Origin of the sequence: Bradyrhizobium agreste, from assembly GCF_016031625.1 — a bacterium.
In the GTDB taxonomy this organism is placed as follows: Bacteria; Pseudomonadota; Alphaproteobacteria; order Rhizobiales; family Xanthobacteraceae; genus Bradyrhizobium; species Bradyrhizobium agreste.
Genome location: NZ_JACCHP010000010.1, coordinates 13,901 through 36,188, shown reverse-complemented (window position 1 = coordinate 36,188; position 22,288 = coordinate 13,901). Strand labels below are relative to the sequence as shown.

The following is a 22,288-nucleotide window of genomic DNA, read 5'->3' as shown; positions in this document are numbered from 1 at the left end:
GATTGTCCTTCACGATTTTCTTGCGATCCGCGCCGCCTTGTCTGCGTCGTACCACCAGATGAACGGGAAACCCGACTGACCGTATTTTGGCAGTTCCGCCGGCCGACCGAAGCGATCCCAGCGCGCGGTGCGCACCTTGTTGTAGGTCCATTGCGGCACGACGTAGTGATTCCACAGCAGCACGCGGTCGAGTGCCTTTGTGGCCGCGACGAGATCGTCACGATCCGTGGCGTAGATCACCCGCTCGATCAGCTTGTCGACAGCCGGATTCTTGATGCCGGCGATGTTGCGCGAGCCGGCGATGTCGGCCGACTTGGACGACCAGAACTCGCGCTGCTCGTTGCCCGGCGATTGCGACTCGCCCCAGGAGTTTGTGACGATGTCGAAATCCCACTCGCGCGTCCTGTTCTCGTATTGGGTCGGGTCGACCGTCCGCACGGTGACGGCAATGCCGAGCCGTTCCAGCGACGGCTTGTAGAACAGCGTGATCCGCTCGAAGCTCGGATCCGAGTTCAGCAACTCCAGGGAGAACTGGGCGCCGGTCTTGACGTCGATCAGCTTGCGGTCGCGCACCTCATAACCGGCCTCCTTGAACAGGCGCAGCGCCTCGCGCAAATTATCGCGCACCGCTTCCGGACTGCCCCCGACCGGATTGGTATAGGCCGTCGTGAAGACTTCGGGTGGCACCTGGGCGCGAAGCGTCTCGAGGACCTCCAGCTCTTTTCCCTGCGGCAATCCGGTTGCCATCAGCTCATCGATGCCGTCGAAATAGCTGCTGATGCGCTTGTACTGACCGAAGAAGATCTGCTTGTTCATCTCCTCGAAGTCGAACGCGTAGTTGAGCGCACGACGAACACGCGGATCGCTGAACTTGGCGCGGCGCAGGTTCGGCACGAAGGCCTGCATCACGCCCGAGCTGCGATTGGCGAATTCCTCGAGGATCACCCGCTTTTCGCTCACGGCCGGAAAGTCGTAGGCCGTCGCCCAATTCTTCGCGCTGTTCTCGGTACGCCAATCGACCTGGTCGGCCTTGAAGGCCTCGATCGCCACGGTAGCGTCGCGGAAATATTCGTAGCGCAGCTCGTCGAAATTGTTGCGGCCGACATTGACGGGAAGATCGCGGCCCCAATAGTCCTTGACGCGCTCCAGCGCGATCGACCGTCCTGCAACGAAATCCTTGATCTTGTAGGGACCGGACCCGAGCGGCACTTCGAGCGTGGTGGTGGACACATCGCGTTTGCGGCCCTGCGCATCGGTCCCCTCCCACCAATGCTTCGGCAGCACGATGAGCTGCCCGACGATCTGCGGCAGCTCGCGATTACCCGGCGCGTCGAACACGAACTTCACCTCGCGCTCGCCGACCTTCTCGGCCTTCACCACATGGCTGTAGTAGGCCGAGTACATCGGATGATGCTTCTTGAAGGAATCGAGCGAGAAGATCACGTCCTCCGGCGTGACGGGCTTGCCGTCGTGCCATTTCGCCTGCGGCCGCAGGCGATAGGTGACGAAGGAAAAATCGTCGGGATGGCTGACTGCTTCGGCCAGCGCGCCGTATTCGGTCGAGACCTCGTCAAGCGACTGCGTCAGGAGCGATTCATAGATGAACGCGACGGCGCCGGCGACCTGGCCCTTCACGCCCGAGACGACGATGTTGAAATTGTCGAACGTGCCGACGGCGATCTGGCGCGCGACACCGCCTTTGGGGGCGTCCGGATTGACGTAGTCGAAGCGCTTGAAGTCGGCGGGATACTTGACCTTTCCGAACAGGGACAGCGCGTGGCGCCAAGGCAATCCGCTGGAAGACAGCTCGCTTGCCGATTGCGCGTGTGCCGTGCCGACAACGGGAACACCCGCAGTGGAACCGAGGGCGGGAAGCACGGCGGCAGCGGTGCCAGTGAGCAGGAGATCGCGTCGGGTAATGGCCAAATCAACATCCCTATCTTGAAGGAGGTTACCCCTTTAAGTGCTCAATATAGGCGAGGTTTCGACCGAATACGTTGCTTTTTCCTCATCTTGGAAGCCCGGTCGCCCTATCGGATGCGGCCAAACGCCCCGATAACGTCGCCGCGAGGCCCGGATAAGGAAACGGCCAGGCTTTTCAGCCTGGCCGCATATCCGAAAATCGGTTCTGGAAGCCTTATTTCGACGCGGTCGGCAGCGGCTGCGGATGCTCCGACAGCGAGTTCAGGTAGGCAATGACGTCGGCGCGCTCGGAATCCTTCGGAATACCGGCGAAGCCCATCGCGGTGCCCGGGATGAAGCCCTTCGGGTTGGCAATGAACTTGTTGAGGTCGTCGAATGTCCAGGTGCCGCCCTTGGCCTTCATGGCGGCGGAGAAGTTGAAGCCGCCACGGCCCTCACCGCGCTTCTCGCCGACGACGCCATAGAGGTTCGGACCGACGCGATTCGGGCCACCCTTTTCGAAGGTGTGGCAGGCACCGCACTTCTTGGCAGCGGCGGCGCCCTTTTCGACGGAGGCAGTCTGGAGCAGCTTCTCGATCGGCTCGGAGGATGCAGCAGCGGCGCCGCCGCCTTCCTTGCCGTGGCCGGCATCTTCCTTCACCGCGATCTCGAAACCCGGCTTTTCCGGCATCTTGGGCGAGAACAGCGCGCTCGCGGTGAAGCTCGTCACCAGCAGAATGAGACAGGTGCCGAGCACAGCACCGAGAATCTTGTTGAGTTCGAAAGAGTCCATTTCCGGCCAGGCCCCACACCGCAAGAAGGATTGAGCGGCCGGGCGGCCGCCAGGACGAGCCTCGGGAGAATCAAGCGTTCCTTATTGTTTCCCCGAGTTTTGCCATTGAGATATCGGTTTGCCCGGGGTCTGGCAACCCGTATAAGCGACCCGGCTTCAGGCTCGTCCCATCCCATTTCCCGGTGCGGAAAACGCTCCGTTTTCAAGCTCTTGACCCCGGACATTTGAACCCAATGATCGATCCCCGCATCCTGGTGCTGATCCCGGCCCGCATGGCGGCCACCCGCCTGCCCGGCAAGCCGCTCGCCGATATCGCGGGACTGCCGATGATCGTGCATGTGCTGCGCCGCGCAGAGGCCGCTGCAATCGGTCGGGTTGCGGTCGCCACCGACACCGACGAAATCGCCTCGATCGTGACCGCCCATGGCGGCGAGGCGGTGATGACCCGCGCCGACCATCCCTCCGGCTCCGACCGCATCCACGAGGCCATGCAGAAGCTCGATCCCGAGGGCAAGGCCGAGATCGTGATCAATCTCCAGGGCGATTTCCCGACCATCACACCGGCGACGATCCGCGAGGTGCTGCCGCCCTTCGACGAGCCGGCGGTCGACATCGTCACACTGGCCTCGCAGATCCACACCGAGGAGGAGGACCTTGCGCCGAGCGTGGTGAAGGCCATCGGTTCGCCGATCGGGCCGAAGCGGCTCCGGGCACTTTATTTCACCCGCGCCACAGCTCCCTACGGCAACGGACCGCGATACCACCACATCGGCCTCTATGCCTATCGCCGCGCCGCGCTGGAGCGGTTCGTATCGCTGCCGCCGTCCCCCCTGGAACGTCAGGAGAGCCTGGAACAGCTCCGGGCGGTGGAGGCCGGCATGCGCATCGACATCATGATCGTCGATAGCGTGCCCCGCGGCGTCGACACCCCGCCCGATCTCGAAACCGCGCGCAGCATCCTTTCCAAATCCTGAGCCGCTGCTACAAGGCCGAGCATGAGCAAGATGAAGATCGCATTCCAGGGCGAACCAGGCGCCAATTCCCACATCGCCATCGTCGAGGCCTATCCCGACGCTGAGCCGATGCCCTGCGCCACATTTGAAGACGCGCTGTCGGCGATCTCGTCGGGCGAAGCCGATCTCGGCATGATCCCGATCGAGAATTCGGTCGCCGGCCGCGTCGCCGACATCCATCATTTGCTGCCGGCGTCCGGCCTCTTCATCGTCGGCGAATGGTTCCTGCCGGTCCGCCATCAGCTGATGGCCGTGAAGGGCACCAAGCTCGAAGACATCAAGAGCGTCGAGAGCCACGTGCACGCGCTCGGCCAGTGCCGGCGCATCATCCGCAAGCTCGGCATCAAGCCGATCGTGCACGCCGACACCGCCGGCAGCGCCCGCGACATCTCGGAGCGCAAGGACAAGACGGTGGCCGCGATCGCCTCGCGGCTTGCCGCAAAGATCTACGGTCTCGACATCCTCGCCGAGGACATCGAGGACGAGGCCCACAACACCACGCGCTTCGTCGTGCTGGCGCGCGAGCCGAAATGGGCCCCCCAAGGCACCGGACCACTCGTCACGACCTTTGTTTTCCGCGTGCGCAATTTGCCGGCGGCGCTCTACAAGGCTCTCGGCGGCTTCGCCACCAACGGCGTCAACATGACCAAGCTCGAGAGCTACATGGTCGACGGCAATTTCTTCGCCACGCAGTTTTATGCCGATGTCGACGGCCACCCCGATGACAAGGGCCTCGCCTTCGCCATCGAGGAGCTCAAATTCTTCTCGCGCGAGTTCCGCATCGTCGGCGTGTATCCGGGCCATCCGTTCCGCGCGACGTTCAGCGAGGCGCAGGATTGATAGCTGTCGTTCCGGGGCACGCGAAGCGTGAACCCGGAACCTCGAGATTCCGGGTTCGATGCTTCGCATCGCCCCGGAATGACGATCAGTCGCCTAAGCCACTTATCTTACCAGCCCGAACGCCTCCGCCAGCAGCGAATACGACCTCTTTCGTGCCTCGTGGTCATACACCGCCGTGATCACCATCAGCTCGTCCGGCTTGCTTGCGTAGATCAAGGGCTGCAGCTTCTTCTGCACCGTCGCGGGGCTGCCGACGAACAGGCGCGAGCGGTTGCGCAGGATCGAGGTGCGCTCGGCATCCGTATACGGATAGGCCATCGCCTCCTCGACGCTCGGCAGCGGCAGATATTGGCCGCGGTCGCGCCGAAGGCGATTGAGGTCGAAGGACGAGGCAAGCCTTTCGGCTTCCGCGTCGGTATCGGCCGCGATGACGGCGACCGCGAGAATGGCATGCGGGCTCGCACGCCAGGCCGAGGGCTGAAAACGATTGCGGTAATGCACCATCGCATCGATCGCGTCGTGGGACGCGAAATGATGGGCGAAGGCGAAGCCCATGCCGACCTGGGCGGCCAATTCCGAGGAATAATCGCTGGAGCCAAGCAGCCAGATCGGCGGCAGCCTGGTGTCGTCGGGCATCGCGACGACGTTGTTGTAGGGGTGCCCTGCGGGGAATTCGCGGGTCTCCCACAGGATCAACTCATGCAGCCGCTCCAGGAAATCGTCGCCCTCGCGGCGGTCGAGCCGGCTTCTGAGCGCATACGCCGTGGCGCCGTCGGTGCCGGGGGCACGGCCGAGACCGAGATCGATCCGGCCCGGAAACAGCGCCTCCAGCATCTTGAAGCGCTCGGCGACGACCAGCGGCGCATGGTTGGGCAGCATCACCCCGCCGGAACCGACGCGGATATGCTGCGTCACCGCCGCGATCTGGCCGATCATGACGTCGGGCGCAGGACTCGCGACGGAGGCAAGATTGTGATGCTCGGCGAGCCAGTAGCGGACATAGCCGAGGCCATCGACGTGACGCGCCAGATCGATGCTGTTGCGCAGCGCCGCGGCGGGCTTGGTGCCTGTTGTGACGACGGAGAGGTCGAGAACGGAGAGCGGGATCATGGCGGCTTAACGTAGTCGAGGCCGTCGCGGCGGCAATGGGCAGGGTGCGCAGGCCTGCCGTGTAAGGAGGGGCGGGGCAGGCAGTGGCTGGAGTTGGGACAGATACCGCTAATTTGTGGATGGTTTCCATCTGCCCACCACGAAACTAGCTCACGAAAGATGGTTTACGAAACATAACGTCTTAAAGATCAATATGTTAAGTCAAGCAAACATCCTCCCACCAAAGGCGCTGGACGTAAGAATAGCCTGTATGTCAGCGCATAAATGGGCAACTTCCCATGCATGATGGGCTGTCGATTGAGGGGCCTTTGCCGTATTTTAGCTCTCCGAGGCTAGACCCCGATCGCGGCCTGACATTGGAGTGAGTGGTGCCATGACTGACCTGACCACGCCTGCGACAGCCGACCGGCAGGACAGGCACCTGAAGCGGCCTGCGATCTCCTTTGAGTTCTTTCCGCCGAAGACGGAAGAGATGGAGCGCAATCTCTGGGAGACCATCAACCGGCTGGCCCCGCTCGAGCCCAAGTTCGTCTCGGTGACCTATGGCGCCGGCGGCTCGACGCGCGAGCGCACCCATTCGACCATCACACGCATCCTGCAAGAGACCGCGCTGCTGCCGGCCGCGCATCTGACCTGCGTCGGTGCTTCGCGCGGCGAGATCGACGAGATCGTCGACCGCTATCACGAGGTCGGCGTCCGCCACATCGTGGCCTTGCGCGGCGATCCTGTCGGCGGCATCGGCACGCCCTATGCGAGCCATCCCGAGGGTTATCAGAGCTCGGCCGAGCTCGTCGCCGGGATAAAGAACCGGCACGGCGATATCGAGGTCTCGGTCTCGGCCTATCCCGAGAAGCACCCTGAATCGCGCGACTTCGATGCGGATATCGACACGCTCAAGGCCAAGGTCGACGCGGGTGCGACGCGCGCGATCACGCAGGTGTTCTTCGATAACGACCTCTACTTCCGCTATCTCGACCGCGTGCGTGCGCGCGGCATCGACATCCCGATCGTGCCGGGCATCATGCCCATGCACAATTTCAAGCAGGCGCGCAATTTCGTCACCCGGAACGGCACCTCTGTGCCCGACTGGCTTGCCGCGAAATTCGAGGGCCTCGATGACGATGCCGAGACCCGCAAGCTGGTGGCGGCGACCGTTGCGGCCGGCCAGGTGCAGAAGCTCGCCAAGCACGGCGTCGACACCTTCCATTTCTACACCATGAACCGCGCCGATCTCGTGTTCGCGATCAGCCATTTGCTCGGCATTCGCGCCAAGAGCGCGCAGAAGGCGGCGTAAGAGAAAATGACCGTGACCGTCTCTCCGAAGCGAACTGCCCTGCTGAACGCCGCGCGCGAACGCATCCTCGTGCTCGACGGCGCCATGGGCACGATGATCCAGAACCTGCAGCTCGACGAGAAAGCCTTCCGCGGCGAGCGCTTCAAGAACTTCCATCGCGACCTGCGCGGCAACAACGATTTGCTGATCCTGACGCAGCCGCAGGCGATCGAGGACATTCACGCCGCGTACTTGCGCGCCGGCGCCGACATCGTCGCGACCAACACCTTCTCCACGACCTCGATCGCGCAGGCCGATTACGACCTCACCGACATCGTCTACGAGATGGCGCGCGAAGGCGCCCGCCTCGCCGGCAATGCCGCACGGCGCGTCGCGGCCGAGGACGGCAAGCCGCGATTCGTCGCCGGCGCCATCGGGCCGACCAACCGCACCGCCTCGATTTCGCCCGATGTTTCCAATCCGGGCTACCGCGCCGTCACCTTCGATGACTTGCGCAAATCCTATGGCGAGCAGATCCGCGGCCTGATCGACGGCGGCGTCGATCTCCTGCTGGTCGAGACCATCTTCGACACGCTGAACGCCAAGGCGGCGCTCTATGCGATCGCGGAGATCACCGAAGAGCGCGGTATCGACATGCCCGTGATGGTCTCGGGCACCATCACCGACAAATCCGGCCGCCTGCTGTCGGGCCAGATGCCGGAAGCGTTCTGGAATTCGGTGCGGCACGCAAAACCCATCACCATCGGCTTCAACTGCGCGCTCGGCGCCGAAGATCTGCGCGCCCATATCGCCGATATCGGCCGCGTCGCCGACACGCTCGTTTGCGCCTATCCCAATGCCGGCCTGCCGAACGAGTTCGGCCAGTATGACGAGACGCCGGAATACATGGCGCGGCTGATCGGCGAGTTCGCGCGCGACGGCCTCGTCAACATCGTCGGCGGCTGCTGCGGCACCACCCCGGACCATATCGCCGCGATCGCAGCTAGCGTCGCCCCGCACAAGCCGCGCATCGTGCCGGAGATCACCCCGCGCCTGCGGCTCTCCGGCCTCGAGCCGTTCGTGCTGACCGACGCGATCCCCTTCGTCAATGTCGGCGAGCGCACCAACGTCACCGGTTCGGCCCGCTTCCGCAAGCTGATCACCGCCGGCGACTACACCGCCGCGCTGCAGGTGGCGCGCGACCAGGTCGAGAACGGCGCCCAGATCATCGACGTCAACATGGACGAGGGCCTGCTCGATTCGGAAGCTGCGATGGTGACCTTCCTCAATCTCCTCGCCGCCGAGCCCGATATCGCGCGCGTGCCGGTGATGGTCGATTCCTCGAAATTCTCCGTGATCGAGGCCGGCCTAAAATGCGTGCAGGGCAAGCCGGTCGTCAACTCGATCTCGATGAAGGAAGGCGAGGAGAAATTCATCCACGAGGCGAAGATCGCCCGTCGCCACGGTGCGGCCGTGGTGGTCATGGCCTTCGACGAGGTCGGCCAGGCCGATACGTTCGCGCGCAAGACCGAGATCTGCAAGCGTGCCTACGACATCCTGATCAACAAGGTCGGATTCCCGCCGGAAGACATCATCTTCGATCCGAACATCTTCGCGATCGCGACCGGCATCGAGGAGCACAACAATTACGGCGTCGATTTCATCGAGGCGACGCGCTGGATCCGGCAGAACCTGCCGGGCGCGCATGTCTCGGGCGGCGTCTCGAATCTGTCGTTCTCGTTTCGCGGCAACGAGCCGGTGCGCGAAGCCATGCACTCGGTGTTCCTGTATCACGCCATCAAGGCCGGCATGGACATGGGCATCGTCAATGCCGGACAGATGATCGTCTATGACGACATCGATCCCGAGCTGCGGCAAGTGTGCGAAGACGTCGTCCTCAACCGCGACCCGGGTGCCTCCGAGCGGCTGCTGGCGCTCGCGGAGAAATTCCGCGGCAAGAAGACGGAAAGCAAGGAAGCCGATCTCGCCTGGCGCGAATGGCCGGTGGAGAAACGGCTGTCGCATTCGCTGGTGCACGGCATCACCGAATTCATCGAGCAGGACACGGAAGAAGCCCGCAAGACGTCCTCGCGCCCGCTCGACGTGATCGAGGGACCGCTGATGGCCGGCATGAACGTCGTCGGCGACCTCTTCGGCGACGGCAAGATGTTCTTGCCGCAGGTGGTGAAGTCCGCCCGCGTCATGAAGCAGGCCGTCGCTTACCTCATGCCGTTCATGGAGGAGGAGAAGGCGCGTAACCTTGCGAGCGGCATCGGCACGGAAGGGTCATCGTCGGCCGGCAAGATCGTGCTCGCGACGGTGAAGGGCGACGTCCACGACATCGGCAAGAATATCGTCGGCATCGTGCTCCAGTGCAACAATTTCGAGGTCATCGACCTCGGCGTGATGGTCCCGGCCGCAAAGATCGTCGAGACCGTGAAGGCGGAGAAGGCCGACATCGTCGGGCTGTCAGGTCTGATCACGCCCTCGCTCGACGAGATGGCGTTCTTCGCCGGCGAATTGCAGCGCGAGGGGTTGAAGCTGCCGCTCCTGATCGGCGGCGCCACCACCAGCCGCGTGCATACCGCCGTCAAGATCGATCCGAGCTACCGCGCCGGTCCCGTCGTGCATGTCAACGACGCCAGCCGCGCGGTCGGCGTCGCCTCCGCGCTGCTCTCGCCGGAGAAGCGCGAGGCCTATGCCGCCGAGGTTCGCGCCGAATACGCCAAGATCTCGGAGGCGCATCTGCGCGCGCAGGCCGACAAGAAGCGGCTGAAGCTCGCTGACGCCCGCGCCAACCGCGTGCCGATTGATTTCGCCGCGAACAAGCCGGTGAAGCCGACCTTCCTCGGCACGAGGAGCTTCGACGATTACGACCTCGCCGAGCTCGTGCCCTATATCGACTGGACGCCGTTCTTCCAGACCTGGGAGCTCGCCGGCCGCTTCCCCGCCATCCTCGACGATGCCAAGGTCGGCGAGGTCGCGCGCTCGCTCTATGACGACGCGCGCAAGATGCTCGACACCATCGTCAAGGAGAAGTGGTTCCGGGCGCGCGCGACGATCGGCTTCTGGCCGGCGAATGCGCAAGGCGACGACATCGTGCTCTATGCCGACGAGAGCCGCACCAAGAGCATCGCGACGCTGCACACGCTGCGCCAGCAGCTGGAGAAGCGCGAGGGCCGCTTCAATGCGGCGCTGTCCGACTTCATCGCGCCGGCCGGCGTGCCGGATTACGTCGGCGGCTTCGTCGTCACTGCAGGGATCGGCGAGGATGCGGTCGCCGACCGCTTTAGAAAAGCCAACGACGACTACTCCTCGATCCTGTGCAAGGCGCTGGCCGACCGTCTCGCCGAGGCCTTCGCCGAGCGCATGCATGCCCGCGTCCGGCGCGAGTTCTGGGCCTATGCACCGGATGAGGCGCTCTCGAATGAGGAGCTGATCCTGGAGAAATACTCTGGGATCCGCCCGGCGCCCGGCTATCCCGCCCAGCCCGATCACACCGAGAAGGCGACGCTGTTCGAGCTGCTGGATGCGGAGGCGACCGCCGGCGTGAAGCTGACGGAGAGCTTTGCGATGTGGCCGGGCAGCAGCGTGTCCGGGCTCTATTTTGCCAGCCCCGAAAGCTATTATTTCGGCGTCGGCAAGATCGAACGCGACCAGGTCGAGGACTACGCGGCGCGCAAGGGCATGAGCGTGGCGGAAGCCGAGCGCTGGCTCGCGCCGGTGCTGAACTACATCCCCTCGCGAGAGGACGAGGCGTTCGCGGCCACACCGGCGAACGACGAGATACCGAAAGACCTCGCCTCGCATCCGCCAGGCTGCACCTGCGCGGTGCACCTCGTCTGGCAGAAGAAGCGCGCCGGCGCGGGTTAGGCGCGCCTGCAAAACAAAAAATGAGAAAACAACCCCATGCACAGTAGCGATGGGGTTGAAAGGCTTGAGGTTTTTCGGTCTCGCCGAAGGCGCGTTTGCGGCGTCGGGCAAAACAGGGGTATTATTGCATCATCGGCTGCTGTGGCCGTCTTAGATTTAGCTCACCGACGGCCGTCATTCCGGGGCGCGCCCCTTGGCGCGAACCCGGAATCCATTTGTCCTCATCTCCCGCTGCACGATGGATTCCGGGTTCGCGCTACGCGCGCCCCGGAATGACAGAAGGAAACCTTTACCCCTTCGGCGGGATCAGCGGCTGGACGATCTCCTGGAACGGGGCCAGCGCCTCGCAGCGCTCGCTATGTGCCGCGAGCGCCGGATAGCGCGAGGCATCGAACAGCTGCGGATGCGCTTCGCGGGTGAAGCGGACGACACAGGCGACGGCGACATCGGCGTGGCCGATGCGGTCACCCAGCCAGTACGGCGTCGTCACCTTGGCGCGCTCGGCCTCGAGCACCTTCAGCACATCCGCGATCTGCGCCTGGCAGCGTTCGACCCATAGCGCGAGCTGCTCCTTCCGCAGCACGCGCTCGTAGAGCAGGCTCACCGCCTTGTCGCCGAGGCCGGAAGCCAGCGCGCAGATGCGCAAATGCTTGCGCCGCTCGGTGCCGCCGCGCGGCAGCATGGCCTTCTCGGGCCCGACGAGGTCGTCGAGATAATCGAGGATGATCGTGCTCTCGATCAGCGCCTCGCCATCGTCGAGCACCAGGGTCGGCACGCGGCGGAGCGGATTGTACGGCGCGATCTTGTCGGCGTCGCCGAAGGTCGACCATGGCTTGTGCTCGAAGGCGAGCCCGTAAAGCCGAAGCGCAATCGCGACGCGGCGGACGAAGGGGGAATCATATTGGCCGATCAGGAACATGGTTCTCGCTCTTCTCGATCATTGAACAAGGCGGGGCCGATCAGTCTCCACGACCAGCTCGGTGCGGCGCAACAAAAATCTTGGGAATGGAGCATTGCACCCGCTGCAACGACGTCCGGGACGGGCTCACGCCGCACCACGCTCAAAGGCCGTCCTGGATCGAGCGCTTGATCGCGGCGATGGCCGTCTCGTTGCGCTTGTACATGGTCCACTGCTTGATCCGCTTGGCGCGCACCAGCTTGGCTGATGTCAACACCCGCATGTGCTCGCTCAATGTCGGCGCGCTGACGCCGAGCTTCTCGGCGATCAGCAATCCGCAGACGCCATCCTCGACCAGGTCGCCATCTTCCTGCTCGCGGAAATGCTTCCGCGGATCCCGCAGCCATTCCAGGATCTGCAGGCGGCGTTCGTTGGCGAGCGCGCGCAAGGCGACGGCAAATTTCATTTAGCCATTTTGCTAATTACCTAATTGATGTCAACGCTTGCCTGCGCTATCCTGGACGGTATCATGACAGCGACAATGGACATCAATCGGGAGCGGATTGCGGCGACCGAGGCGGTCATCCGTCCGCATATCAGGCGCACGCCGCTTGTTCAGGCCGATCTCGCCGATTTCGGCCTGCCGGCCGCGCCGGTCACGTTCAAGCTCGAGATGCTGCAGCATTCCGGATCGTTCAAGGCGCGCGGCGCCTTCGCCAATCTGTTGCTGCGGCAGGTGCCGCCGGCCGGTGTCGTCGCCGCATCCGGCGGCAATCACGGCGCGGCCGTCGCCTATGCGGCGCAGCGGCTCGGCATTCCCGCCACGATCTTCGTGCCCGACATCACCTCGCCGGCCAAGGCCGAGCGGATCAGGACTTATGGCGCGAAGCTCGTGATCGCGGGCAGCCGCTACGCCGATGCGCTCGCCGCGAGCGAGGCGCATGTCGCGCAGACCGGCGCGCTGGCCGTCCATGCCTATGATCAGGCCGAAACCCTGCTCGGCCAGGGCAGCGTCGGACTAGAGCTGGAGCAGGACGCGCCCGGCATCGACACGCTGCTGGTGGCGGTCGGCGGCGGCGGACTGATCGGCGGCATTGCGGCATGGTACGCCGGCAGGACGCGCATCGTCGCGGTCGAGCCGGAGCAATCGCCAACCCTGCACGCAGCGTTCGAGGCGGGCACGCCGGTCGACGCGCCGGCCGGCGGCATCGCCGCCGACAGCCTTGCGCCGCGCCGCGTCGGCGAGCTGATGTTTCCGGTCGCACGGGCCCATGTCGAGCGCGTTGTCCTGGTCAGCGACGAGGCAATCCGGCAGGCCCAGACCGCGCTGTGGTCGCACTTGCGCCTCGTGGCCGAGCCCGGCGGCGCGGCCGCCTTTGCCGCGGTGCTCTCCGGCCGCTATCGTCCTTCACCTGCCGAGCGCGTCGCCGTTCTGGTCTGCGGCGCCAACACCAATGCGGTGAATTTCGATAGCTGAGCGGGAATGACATGACGGCACCGCGCGGACTGATCCTGACAGCGATCCTGCTGCCGATGATCGGCGCCGGCCATGCGCAGAACCGCCAGATCGACGACCGCCCGATCGGCTTCCTGACGCCGTCGAAGAACATCGCCTGCCAGTTCTTCACCGACAACGGCCAGGGCGTGCTCCGCTGCGACATCATGAACATGGACGCGCGCCCGCGCCGCCGATTGCGAGCTCGACTGGGGCCACGCCTTCGAGATGAGCGCAAAGGGCGCAGCAAGCCGCATCTGCGCCGGCGACACCGTGATGGACTCCTCGCTGCCGGTGCTGGCCTATGGCGAGGTGTGGCAGCGCGGCGGATTCACGTGCCGGTCGGAGCAGACGGGATTGACGTGCTTCAATGCGATGCAGCGGGGGTTTTCGCTGGCAAGGGGGCGGCAGGAGATTTTCTGACAAGTTGTAGCCCGCATGAGCCCAGCGACATGCGGGAGCGCCGATCTCACTGCACACCATGGCGCCAGTTCGTGATTTTCTGTTCCCGGGCGCGCGCGGAGCGCGAACTACGATGCGCAATTGCGAATCTGGGAATCCATCATGCATTGTCTCCCGCGGAGAAATGGATTCCGGGCTCGCGCCAAGTGGCGCGCCCCGGAATGACGGTAGGGAGGCAGTCGTGCACTATTCCCATGCGGCGCCGCATCGCGCGGCGCTCTGCCGTCAAGCCGCGGGTCGTCGTCGATTTCGATCTGGCGGCGGAAGGGGCGGAAGCCGGAGCGCTGATAGAAGGTCACCGCCCCGGGATGATCGAAGGTGCAGGTGTGCAGCCAGAGGCGGCGGAGGTCACGTGACCAGGCGATCTCCAGCGCGCGATTCATCAGGAAGCGGGCGGCGCCCGTGCCGATCAGGCTGGCGGTGACGCCGAAATACACCACCTCGCATTGGCCCGGCTCGCGGAAATCCAGCTCCAGAAAGCCTTCATCGCGCCCCTCCGCGACGAGAGCATAGACCTCGACGCCGGGCGCGTGGATGATGGCGGCGAGCTCGGCGTCGGTCAGGTGCGGCCGCGCCAGCCACAGCCAGTTTTCGCCGACCCTGCGATAGAGATCGCGGTACCAGGCAAGCGCGGGAGCATCGACCTTGCGCAGGGACCAGTCTCCCGGCGGATCGTCGCGGCGCGCGGGAGGTGCGGTCATCTCAAGATGGGTGACGACGGCGGCGATCTTGCCGTTCGGGACGTCGGAATAGCCGTCGGGGACGATCATGGGAGATTCCTATGAGGCAAACTAGCACTGTAGCCCCTCGCCCGGAACGCATCTGGCGATGCGCTCCCCGCAAGCTGCAGGGCAATCGCACTTGAATCTTGCGGAGGCCGTCATGCCCGGGCTTGTCCCGGGCATCCACGTTCTTTGTGCTGCGTGGAAAGGCGTGGATGGCCGGGACGAGCCCGGCCATGACGCCGTGGAGAGAATCGGTGCCCAAGCCCACATCCCGTATGCGATAGCCCCGCCGCAGCCGGGGAGAGGTGAGGAAGCCGCTACCCCTCCCCCTCGTCGCTCGCCAGCACGCCTTTCACCGCGCGCGCCCAGCCCGCCAGCTTCCGCTCGCGCGTGGCCTGGCTCATGTTCGGCTTGAAGCGGTGCTCGAGGCGCCAATTGTCGGCGAACTTGGTCGGCTCGGGATAGACGCCGGCGTTGAGGCCGGCGAGATAGGCGGCGCCCAGCGCCGTGGTCTCCTGGATCACGGGGCGGTCGACCGGCGCATCGAGGAGATCGGCGAGGCGCTGCATGGTCCAGTCGGAGGCGGTCATGCCGCCGTCGACGCGGAGCACGACGCTTGCCGTTTCCGAGCTCGGCCAGTCCGCGCGTATCGCGGCCCAGAGATCGAAGGTCTGGTAGCACACGCTTTCCAGCGCGGCGTGGGCGAGCTCGGCAGGGCCGGTGTTGCGGGTGAGGCCGAACAGCGCGCCGCGGACGCGCGGATTCCAGTAGGGCGCGCCCATGCCGACGAAGGCGGGGACCAGATAGACGCTCTGCATCGAGTCCGACTGGTCGGCGAGAGGGCCAGTCTCGGCGGCGTGCTTGATGATGCCGAGGCCGTCGCGCAGCCATTGCACGGCGCTGCCGGCGACGAAGATCGAGCCTTCGAGCGCGTAGGTGCGCTTGCCATCGAGCTGATAGGCGACGGTGGTGAGCAGCTTGTTCCTGGAGACCACCGGCGTGGTGCCGGTGTTGAGCAAAGCGAAGCAGCCGGTGCCGTAGGTCGACTTCATCATGCCCGGGCGGAAGCAGGCCTGGCCGATGGTGGCGGCCTGCTGGTCGCCGGCGATGCCGGAGATCGCGATGGCGCCGCCGAACAAATCGGGCGTGCTCTCGCCGAAGCGGGCGGAGGAATCCTTCACCTCGGGCAGCATCGAGCGCGGCACGCCGATGATCTCCAGCAGCTCGTCGTCCCACGCGCCGGTGTGGATGTTGAACAGCAGCGTGCGCGAGGCATTGGTGGCGTCGGTGGCGTGGACCTTGCCGCCGGTGAGGCGCCAGAGCAGGTAGCAATCGATGGTGCCGAACATCAACTCGCCGCGCGCGGCACGCGCTCGGGCGCCGGGGACGTGGTCGAGGATCCAGGCGACTTTCGTTCCGGAGAAATAGGGATCGATGATCAGGCCGGTCTTCTGCGAGATCAGGGGCTCGCGGCCGTCCGCCTTGAGCCTGGCGCAGATGTCGGCGGTGCGGCGGTCCTGCCAGACGATGGCACGGTGCACGGCCTGGCCCGTGGCACGGTCCCACACCACCGTGGTCTCGCGCTGGTTGGTGATGCCGATCGCGGCGATGTCCTTTGCGCTGATGCCGGCATGCTCGATCGCCTCGCGGCAGACCATCACGGTCGAAGTCCAGATGTCCTCCGGCTCGTGCTCGACCCAGCCCGAGGCCGGAAAATGCTGCGGAAACTCGGCCTGCGCCTTCGCCGCGATGGAAATATCGCCGCGAAACACGATCGCGCGCGAAGAGGTGGTGCCCTGGTCGATGGCGAGGACGAAAGACATGGCGGCGTATCCTGGCGTTGTCCCGGAAGGTCGTTGTGTCGCGGCAAGGGAGCGGATTAAGGCGGCAAGGTCAAGGCGGCTCTGCTTACCCTCCCCTGGAGGGGGAGGGTCGATCGCGCGTAGCGCGAGCGGGGTGGGGTGATCTCTCCACTCGGGCACCGCTCAGGTCGAGAGACCGTCACCCCACCCCGGATCACATTCCGCTTCGCTGCATGTGATCCGACCCTCCTCCTCCAGGGGAGGGTAAGAAGGGCGCTTCTCGATTTACGTTGACGTTTTTCGCTTGCGCCGGTGCTCGAGGTGCATGGTTTCGGCCTCGCGCGATCCATACAGCTCGACATAAATCCGTTCGAGCACTGCCGTCAGATCTGCCGCGAGCTCCGAATTCCAGAAGCGGATGACGCGGTAGCCTTCGTTTTCGAGCCAGCGTTGGCGTTCGAGATCGCGTTTGGCTGTGTCGTCGTCGTTATGATGCCCGCCATCGAGTTCGATGATGAGGCGCTTCGCCGGGCAGAAGAAGTCGACAACGTAAGGACCAATTGGTGCTTGGCGACGGAAGTGCGAGCCGTCCATCGGGAGGTCCTTGAGGGCACGCCATAACGTCCGCTCGTGCGGTGTCGTGTTCGCTCGTAGCTTCTTCGCGGCGGCGCGTCGGATCGATGTCGAGACCATTGCTGCGGCTTCACCCACCCCGCTGCGCATTGCATGCGCAGCGACCCACGGGCGAGCTACGCTCGTCCCGGACCCCTCCAGGGGAGGGTGAAGTGAAGCGTGCGCGCGGCACAATTGCAAGTGGTGCGGTGCCTACACCGCGGCCGTGGTCACGCCGCCGTCGATGACGATGGTCTGGCCGGTCATGAAGCTCGAGGCATCGGAGGCGAGGTAGGCGACGGCGCCGGCGATTTCGTCGGGCTCGCCGATGCGGCGCAGCGGCGTGGTGGCGGTGCGGCGCTTCAGATTGGCTTCGTCTTCCCAGAGGGCGCGGGCGAAGTCGGTCTTGACGAGGCCGGGCGCGATGCAGTTGACGCGGACGCCTTTCGGGCCCCATTCGCCGGCGAGCGAACGGCACAGCGCGAAGTCGGCGGCCTTGGAGATGCCATAGGCGCCGATCACGGTGGAGCCGCGCAGGCCGCCGATCGAGGAGATGATGATCACCGAGCCCTTGCCGCGTTCGGCCATTTGCGGGATCGCCAGTGCCGAGAGCCAGATGTTGCTCTTGACGTTGCTTCCCATGATCTTGTCGAAGGCTTCGTCGGTGATGTCGAGCAGCGGACCGTAATAGGGATTCACCGCGGCGTTGCAGACGAGAATGTCGATCCTGCCGTAATGCTTCGTGGTGCCCGCGATCAGCGCCTCGACTTCGTTCTTGCGCGCGATGTTGCAGGGGATGACGATGGCATCGCCGCCAGCGGCATTGATACCGTCGGCGACCTCCTTGCAGGCATCCGCCTTGCGCGAGGAGACGACCACCTTGGCGCCGAGCTTGGCGAGCAGCTCGGCGGAGGAGCGGCCGATGCCGCGGCTGGAGCCGGTGACCACGGCGACCCTGCCGGTGAGATCGAACGGGGTGTCTTTCATTGTTGTTGGGCTCCCTCTCCTGGTCATTCCGGGGCGCGCCGCTTGGCGCGAGCCCGGAATCCATTTCACCGCGCGTGATGCCGCCCGATGGATCCCCGGGCTCGCGCTACGCGCGCCCCGGGATGACGCCAAGGCGTCAGATCAACCCGCCCGCGTCCGCGACGCGGCGCTGGTGGTAGTCGGTGTCGCCGAAGGTGTTCTCGATCATGGTGAGGCGCTTGAAGTAGTGGCCAATCTTCGCCTCCATGGTCATGCCGATGCCGCCGTGGAGCTGGATCGACTGCTGGCCGACGAATTTGGCCGACTTGCCGATCTGCACCTTGGCCGCGGCGATTGCGTTGCTGCGCTCCCTGGCGTCCTCGAAGTCGTTCGCCATGGTCGCGAACATCGACATCGAGCGCGCCTGCTCGGTGGCGACGAACATGTCGGAGGCGCGGTGCTGCAGCGACTGGAACGAGCCGATCGGAACGCCGAACTGCTTGCGCGTCTTGATGTATTCGACCGTGGTCTTGAGCGATTCGTCCATCAGGCCGACCGCCTCGGCGCAGAGCGCGACGCGGGCTTCGTCCACCACGCGCTCGATCAGCGCGAGCGAAGCCTCGGGGTTGCCGAGCACGGCGTCGGGGCCGACCTCGACACCGGTGAAGGTGATGTCGGCGGCGTGCAGGCCGTCCTGGGTCGGATAGGACTTCTTGGCGACGCCCTTGGCGTTAGCCGGGACCAGGAACACGCCGATGCCGGATTTGTCGCGGCGGTCGCCCTTGGTGCGCGCGGTGACGATGAGGGTGTCCGCGTTCTCGCCGTTGAGCACGACGAACTTCTCGCCGTCGATCACGTAGCCGTCGCCCTTCTTCTTGGCGGTCGTGGTAACGTCGAACAGATCATAGCGCGAGTTCTTCTCGAGCTGGGCGAAAGCTAGCGTCTTGCTGCCGTCGATAATCGAAGGGACATGCGCGGCCTTCTGCGCATCGGTGCCGGCATGGCGCAGGAAGCCGCCGCCGATCACGACCGTGGCGAGATACGGCTCCAGCACTAGCGCCTTGCCGAGCGCTTCCATCACGATCATGGTCTCGACGCCGCCGCCGCCGAAGCCGCCATCGGCCTCGCTGAAGGGCAGGCCGAGCAGTCCCTGCTCGGCGAGCTTGAGCCAGACGGTTTTGCTCCAGCCGCCCTTCTCCGCCATGTACTTCTTGCGCTGCTCGAAATCGTAGGAATCGGTCAGCAGGCCGTCGATGCTTTCCTTGAGAAGCCGCTGCTCCTCGGACAGATCAAAATCCATTTCGTTGGTTCCTCGTACCCGAAATTATCTGGCTTCGTCATTCCGGGATGGCCCGAAGGGCCAGGCCCGGAATCCATTTCGCCTCAGCGTATGCGGCCCGATGGATTCCGGGTTCGCGACTGCGTCGCGCCCCGGAATGACGTGGAATGTTGCCCTCTCCGCGATTGCGGAGAGGACGTAGCTCACAGCCCCAGCACCGCCTTGGCGATGATGTTGCGCTGGATCTCGTTGGAGCCGCCGTAGATCGAGACCTTGCGGTTGTTGAAGTAGCTCGGCGCGATCTGGGCGGTCCAGTCCATGGCTTCGTTCGAGCCGTCGTCGCCGTGCACGTCGTAGGGCGCGGCGAACGGGCCGATCACTTCCATCAAGAGCTCGGTGGTGGTCTGCTGGATCTCGGAGCCCTTGATCTTCAGCACCGACGAGGCCGGATTGGGCTTGCCCTTGCCGTGCTTGCCTTCGTCGGCGACGACGCGCAGCTGCGTCAGCTCGAGCGCCTTCAGCTCGATCTCGCAGGCCGCCAGCTTCTCGCGGAAGGCGGAATCCTGGATGATCGGCTTGCCGGCGGATTCGACCTTCGACGCCAGGTCCTTGATGCGGCGGATGCGCTCCTTGGAGACGCCGACGCGGGCGATGCCGGTGCGCTCATTGCCGAGCAGGAATTTGGCGTAATCCCAGCCCTTGTTCTCCTCGCCGATCAGGTTCTCGATGGGCACCTCGACGTCGTCGAAGAAGACCTCGTTGACCTCGCGGCCGCCGTCGATGGTCTGGATCGGGCGCACGGTGACGCCCTTCGACTTCATCGAGAACACGATGAAGGAGATGCCCATCTGCTTCTTTGCGGAGGGATCGGTGCGGCAGAGGCAGAAGATCATGTCGGCGTGCTGGGCGAGCGTGGTCCAGGTCTTCTGGCCGTTGATGATCCACTTGTCGCCACGGCGCTCGGCTTTCGTCTTCAGCGAGGCGAGGTCGGAGCCGGAGCCGGGCTCCGAAAAGCCCTGGCACCACCAATCGTCGACATTGGCGATGCGCGGCAGGTAATATTTCTTCTGTGCCTCGTTGCCGAACGTGTAGATGACGGGGCCGACCATGCTGACGCCGAAGGCGAGCGGCTGCGGTGCCGGATGGGCCTGCAGCTCCTCGTTGAAGATGTAGTGCTGCACGGGGGTCCAGCCGGTGCCGCCATATTCCTTCGGCCAATGGCTGACGCCCCAGCCCTTCTTGTTGAGGATGCGCCACCACGTCACCATCTCGTCCTTGGAGAGATGACGGCCCTCGACCAGCTTGCGCCGCGTATCCGGCGGCACGTTGTCGCGGAAGAACTGCCGCACTTCCTCGCGAAACGCCTGCTCTTCTTTCGTGAATGCGAGATCCATTGGATCCTCCTGTGAAACGTTACGTCATTTTCGTCATTGCGGGGGCATCAGCAGCGCGAATCCCGGAAGACGGTTTCTGCCGCTGGCGCAATTCGTGGCGCGACAATTTCCCGACCGGCGTGCGCGGCAGATCGTCGACGAATTCGACCGCGGCCGGCAATTCGTGCCTGCCGAGCTTGCCGGCAAGCTGCGCGCGCAATTCGTCGAGCGTGAACGGCTTTGCCTCGGGCCTCAGCTTGATGAAGGCCTTTGCGGCTTCGCCGCGATAGGAGTCGGGAATGCCGAGCACGATGACCTCGTGCACGCCGGGAATCGTGTAGATCGCCTGCTCGATCATCTGCGGATAGACGTTGAAGCCGCCGGAGATGATCATGTCCTTCTTGCGGTCGACCAGGAAGAAATAGCCGTCGGTGTCGACATAACCGATGTCGCCGGTGAGGAAGCGGCCGTCCACGAAGGCCTCGGTCGATCCTTCCGGCTTGTTCCAGTAGCCCTTGGCGACGTTGGGGCCCTTGATGCGGATCTCGCCGATCTCGCCCGGCGGCAGCACGCGTCTGGGATCGTCCAGCGCGACGACGTCGAGTTCGATGCCGGGCAGCATCAGGCCGATCGAGCCGGGCTTCTCCGGGCCCGTGGGCGGATGGCCGGTGCCGGGCGAGCAGGTCTCGGTCATGCCCCAGCCGCTCTTCAGCTTCTTGCCGACCTTGCGCTCGAAGAAGCTCGCGATCTCCACCGGCAGCGGCGCGCCGCCGGAGCCGATGCTGACGAGCGAGGAGAAGTCGCGCTTGTCGAGATCGGGCAGCGCGGCGATCGCGATCCACATCGTCGGCACGCCGGGGAAATAGGTCGCACGCTTGACCTCGATGTCGCGCATCACGGCTTCGACGTCGAAGCGCTGATGCAGCGAGATCAGATTGCCGCGGCGGAGCGAGGACAACAGCACGACGGTGAGCGCGTAGATGTGGAACAGCGGCAGCACGCAGATCACGCGTTCGATGACGTCGCCGCGGGCGGCCCGGGCCGGCTTGCCCCAGACGTCGTAGATCGACACCGCAGAGGTGAGATTGCCGTGCGTGAGCATCGCGCCCTTGGGCAGGCCGGTGGTGCCGCCGGTATATTGCAGCAGCGCGACGTCGTCGGCCGCGACGACAGGCCATTGCGCAGGCGCGGTGGCGCCTTCGACGAAGCGACTGAAGGTGACGATGCGGGGATCATCGGGGATCGCCGCCTGGGGGGTGCCGACCTTGCCCCAATGATCGTCCTCGCAGACGACGAGCTTGTCGATCAGGCCCTTCTCCAGGAATTTCAGCGCGGTCGGCAGCAGGGCCTGGAGGTTGGAGGTGACGAGCAGGCGCGAGCCCGAGTCCGAGACCTTGTGTGTCAGCGCGATCTCGCCGTCGAGCGGCGACAGATGCGCGACGCGGCTGCCTGCCTTGAGCGCACCGAAGAAGTTGACGGGATGATCGGGCGTGTTGCCGAGGAACAGCGCGACCGACGCGCCTTTGCCGCAGCCGGCGCGCAGAAACGCCGCAGCGGCGCGATCTGCCTGAGCTGCGAGCTCGGTATAGGTGATCGGACGATCGCGGAACTCCAGCGCGGTGCGCGTGCCGTAATCGGCGGCGGCCTTCGCGAGAAGGTCCGGCAGCGTGCCCTGGACGATGGTGTCGTCCCACCGCACGCCCTCGGGGTAAAACTGTTCGCCGGGATGGGTCATTTTCTGCATCACACTCAGTGGTCATTCCGGGGCGCGACGAAGTCGCGAGCCCGGAATCCATCAGGCAGCGCACTCTGAGGCGAAATGGATTCCGGGCTTGGCCCTACGGGCCATCCCGGAATGACGCCGAGAGCACA

Annotated in this window: 17 protein-coding genes and 1 pseudogene; 6 read left to right on the top strand and 12 right to left on the bottom strand. The window is 64.8% G+C overall.

Annotation, left to right across the window (positions count from 1 at the left end; all coding sequences use genetic code 11):
* Positions 1-9 precede the first annotated feature (9 nt).
* Together HZZ13_RS16180 and HZZ13_RS16175 are read right to left on the bottom strand one after the other, a co-directional pair.
* Entirely contained in the window at positions 10-1,926 is a 1,917-nt protein-coding gene (locus tag HZZ13_RS16180) for an extracellular solute-binding protein (RefSeq protein ID WP_197960556.1), read from the bottom strand.
* Positions 1,927-2,137: 211 nt separating this feature from the next.
* Positions 2,138-2,695, bottom strand: coding sequence for a c-type cytochrome (locus tag HZZ13_RS16175; RefSeq protein ID WP_197960555.1), 558 nt, complete (start codon positions 2,693-2,695; stop codon positions 2,138-2,140).
* Between the two features lie 233 nt (positions 2,696-2,928).
* Between HZZ13_RS16175 and HZZ13_RS16170 the strand changes: the two genes are divergently transcribed.
* Together HZZ13_RS16170 and HZZ13_RS16165 are read left to right on the top strand one after the other, a co-directional pair.
* Entirely contained in the window at positions 2,929-3,669 is a 741-nt protein-coding gene (locus tag HZZ13_RS16170; protein WP_197960554.1) for a 3-deoxy-manno-octulosonate cytidylyltransferase, read from the top strand.
* Between the two features lie 21 nt (positions 3,670-3,690).
* Positions 3,691-4,548 (top strand): prephenate dehydratase, encoded by an 858-nt coding sequence (locus HZZ13_RS16165; RefSeq protein WP_197953968.1) that lies wholly within the window; start codon positions 3,691-3,693, stop codon positions 4,546-4,548.
* Positions 4,549-4,650: 102 nt separating this feature from the next.
* On the opposite strand, the gene HZZ13_RS16160 is transcribed toward HZZ13_RS16165, so the two are convergent.
* A complete protein-coding gene (locus HZZ13_RS16160; protein WP_197960553.1) occupies positions 4,651-5,658 on the bottom strand; it encodes an LLM class flavin-dependent oxidoreductase in 1,008 nt (335 codons plus the stop codon).
* Between the two features lie 373 nt (positions 5,659-6,031).
* Here HZZ13_RS16160 and metF point away from each other — a divergent pair, with 373 nt between their 5' ends.
* Both metF and metH read left to right on the top strand, forming a co-directional pair.
* Complete coding sequence (gene metF / locus HZZ13_RS16155; protein WP_197960552.1) at positions 6,032-6,952, top strand: methylenetetrahydrofolate reductase [NAD(P)H]; 921 nt, start codon at positions 6,032-6,034, stop codon at positions 6,950-6,952.
* Between the two features lie 6 nt (positions 6,953-6,958).
* Positions 6,959-10,804: a methionine synthase gene (gene metH / locus HZZ13_RS16150; protein WP_197960551.1), complete on the top strand. Its 3,846-nt coding sequence runs from the start codon at positions 6,959-6,961 to the stop codon at positions 10,802-10,804.
* Between the two features lie 289 nt (positions 10,805-11,093).
* Here the strand turns inward: metH and HZZ13_RS16145 are convergent, their stop codons facing one another.
* Together HZZ13_RS16145 and HZZ13_RS16140 are read right to left on the bottom strand one after the other, a co-directional pair.
* Entirely contained in the window at positions 11,094-11,723 is a 630-nt protein-coding gene (locus HZZ13_RS16145) for a glutathione S-transferase family protein (protein ID WP_197960550.1), read from the bottom strand.
* A gap of 142 nt (positions 11,724-11,865) precedes the next feature.
* Positions 11,866-12,168 carry an ArsR/SmtB family transcription factor gene (locus HZZ13_RS16140; protein ID WP_124159270.1) on the bottom strand — a complete coding sequence of 101 codons (303 nt, stop codon included), beginning with the start codon at positions 12,166-12,168 and terminating at the stop codon, positions 11,866-11,868.
* 27 nt (positions 12,169-12,195) lie between these two features.
* On the opposite strand from HZZ13_RS16140, the gene HZZ13_RS16135 reads away from it, so the two are divergent.
* Positions 12,196-13,179: a threonine/serine dehydratase gene (locus HZZ13_RS16135; protein WP_197960549.1), complete on the top strand. Its 984-nt coding sequence runs from the start codon at positions 12,196-12,198 to the stop codon at positions 13,177-13,179.
* Between the two features lie 246 nt (positions 13,180-13,425).
* Positions 13,426-13,620, top strand: a complete 195-nt coding sequence (locus tag HZZ13_RS36835) for a DUF6636 domain-containing protein (RefSeq protein ID WP_246504449.1) — start codon at positions 13,426-13,428, stop codon at positions 13,618-13,620.
* 233 nt (positions 13,621-13,853) lie between these two features.
* Here HZZ13_RS36835 and HZZ13_RS16125 read toward each other — a convergent pair.
* The 7 genes and pseudogenes from HZZ13_RS16125 to pimA form a co-directional block, all read right to left on the bottom strand.
* Positions 13,854-14,429: pseudogene (locus tag HZZ13_RS16125) on the bottom strand (GNAT family N-acetyltransferase); the annotation flags it as partial.
* Between the two features lie 272 nt (positions 14,430-14,701).
* Positions 14,702-16,207 (bottom strand): glycerol kinase GlpK, encoded by a 1,506-nt coding sequence (gene glpK / locus HZZ13_RS16120; RefSeq protein ID WP_197960547.1) that lies wholly within the window; start codon positions 16,205-16,207, stop codon positions 14,702-14,704.
* A 264-nt stretch (positions 16,208-16,471) separates the two neighbouring features.
* On the bottom strand, positions 16,472-16,879 hold the full coding sequence (locus HZZ13_RS16115) for an endonuclease domain-containing protein (RefSeq protein WP_197960546.1): 408 nt from the start codon (positions 16,877-16,879) through the stop codon (positions 16,472-16,474).
* A gap of 132 nt (positions 16,880-17,011) precedes the next feature.
* Positions 17,012-17,785, bottom strand: coding sequence for an SDR family NAD(P)-dependent oxidoreductase (locus HZZ13_RS16110; protein WP_197960545.1), 774 nt, complete (start codon positions 17,783-17,785; stop codon positions 17,012-17,014).
* Positions 17,786-17,921: 136 nt separating this feature from the next.
* Positions 17,922-19,064 carry a pimeloyl-CoA dehydrogenase small subunit gene (gene pimD, locus HZZ13_RS16105; RefSeq protein WP_197960544.1) on the bottom strand — a complete coding sequence of 381 codons (1,143 nt, stop codon included), beginning with the start codon at positions 19,062-19,064 and terminating at the stop codon, positions 17,922-17,924.
* Positions 19,065-19,246: 182 nt separating this feature from the next.
* Positions 19,247-20,437 carry a pimeloyl-CoA dehydrogenase large subunit gene (pimC, locus tag HZZ13_RS16100; RefSeq protein WP_197960543.1) on the bottom strand — a complete coding sequence of 397 codons (1,191 nt, stop codon included), beginning with the start codon at positions 20,435-20,437 and terminating at the stop codon, positions 19,247-19,249.
* 19 nt (positions 20,438-20,456) lie between these two features.
* The gene (gene pimA, locus HZZ13_RS16095) at positions 20,457-22,151 is read right to left on the bottom strand and encodes a dicarboxylate--CoA ligase PimA (RefSeq protein ID WP_197960542.1); all 1,695 of its coding nucleotides are present in this window, start codon (positions 22,149-22,151) and stop codon (positions 20,457-20,459) included.
* Between the last annotated feature and the right edge of the window lie 137 nt (positions 22,152-22,288).

Excerpts from the sequence above, each read along its gene's own strand:
- glpK (WP_197960547.1), bottom strand. The coding sequence starts at position 16,207 with ATGTCTTTCGTCCTCGCCATCGACCAGGGCACCACCTCTTCGCGCGCG.
- metH (WP_197960551.1), top strand. The coding sequence starts at position 6,959 with ATGACCGTGACCGTCTCTCCGAAGCGAACTGCCCTGCTGAACGCCGCG.
- pimA (WP_197960542.1), bottom strand. The coding sequence starts at position 22,151 with ATGACCCATCCCGGCGAACAGTTTTACCCCGAGGGCGTGCGGTGGGAC.
- HZZ13_RS36835 (WP_246504449.1), top strand. The coding sequence starts at position 13,426 with ATGAGCGCAAAGGGCGCAGCAAGCCGCATCTGCGCCGGCGACACCGTG.
- HZZ13_RS16170 (WP_197960554.1), top strand. The coding sequence starts at position 2,929 with ATGATCGATCCCCGCATCCTGGTGCTGATCCCGGCCCGCATGGCGGCC.
- HZZ13_RS16140 (WP_124159270.1), bottom strand. The coding sequence starts at position 12,168 with ATGAAATTTGCCGTCGCCTTGCGCGCGCTCGCCAACGAACGCCGCCTG.
- metF (WP_197960552.1), top strand. The coding sequence starts at position 6,032 with ATGACTGACCTGACCACGCCTGCGACAGCCGACCGGCAGGACAGGCAC.
- HZZ13_RS16110 (WP_197960545.1), bottom strand. The coding sequence starts at position 17,785 with ATGAAAGACACCCCGTTCGATCTCACCGGCAGGGTCGCCGTGGTCACC.
- HZZ13_RS16160 (WP_197960553.1), bottom strand. The coding sequence starts at position 5,658 with ATGATCCCGCTCTCCGTTCTCGACCTCTCCGTCGTCACAACAGGCACC.
- HZZ13_RS16165 (WP_197953968.1), top strand. The coding sequence starts at position 3,691 with ATGAGCAAGATGAAGATCGCATTCCAGGGCGAACCAGGCGCCAATTCC.
- HZZ13_RS16115 (WP_197960546.1), bottom strand. The coding sequence starts at position 16,879 with ATGGTCTCGACATCGATCCGACGCGCCGCCGCGAAGAAGCTACGAGCG.
- pimD (WP_197960544.1), bottom strand. The coding sequence starts at position 19,064 with ATGGATTTTGATCTGTCCGAGGAGCAGCGGCTTCTCAAGGAAAGCATC.
- pimC (WP_197960543.1), bottom strand. The coding sequence starts at position 20,437 with ATGGATCTCGCATTCACGAAAGAAGAGCAGGCGTTTCGCGAGGAAGTG.
- HZZ13_RS16135 (WP_197960549.1), top strand. The coding sequence starts at position 12,196 with ATGTCAACGCTTGCCTGCGCTATCCTGGACGGTATCATGACAGCGACA.
- HZZ13_RS16145 (WP_197960550.1), bottom strand. The coding sequence starts at position 11,723 with ATGTTCCTGATCGGCCAATATGATTCCCCCTTCGTCCGCCGCGTCGCG.
- HZZ13_RS16175 (WP_197960555.1), bottom strand. The coding sequence starts at position 2,695 with ATGGACTCTTTCGAACTCAACAAGATTCTCGGTGCTGTGCTCGGCACC.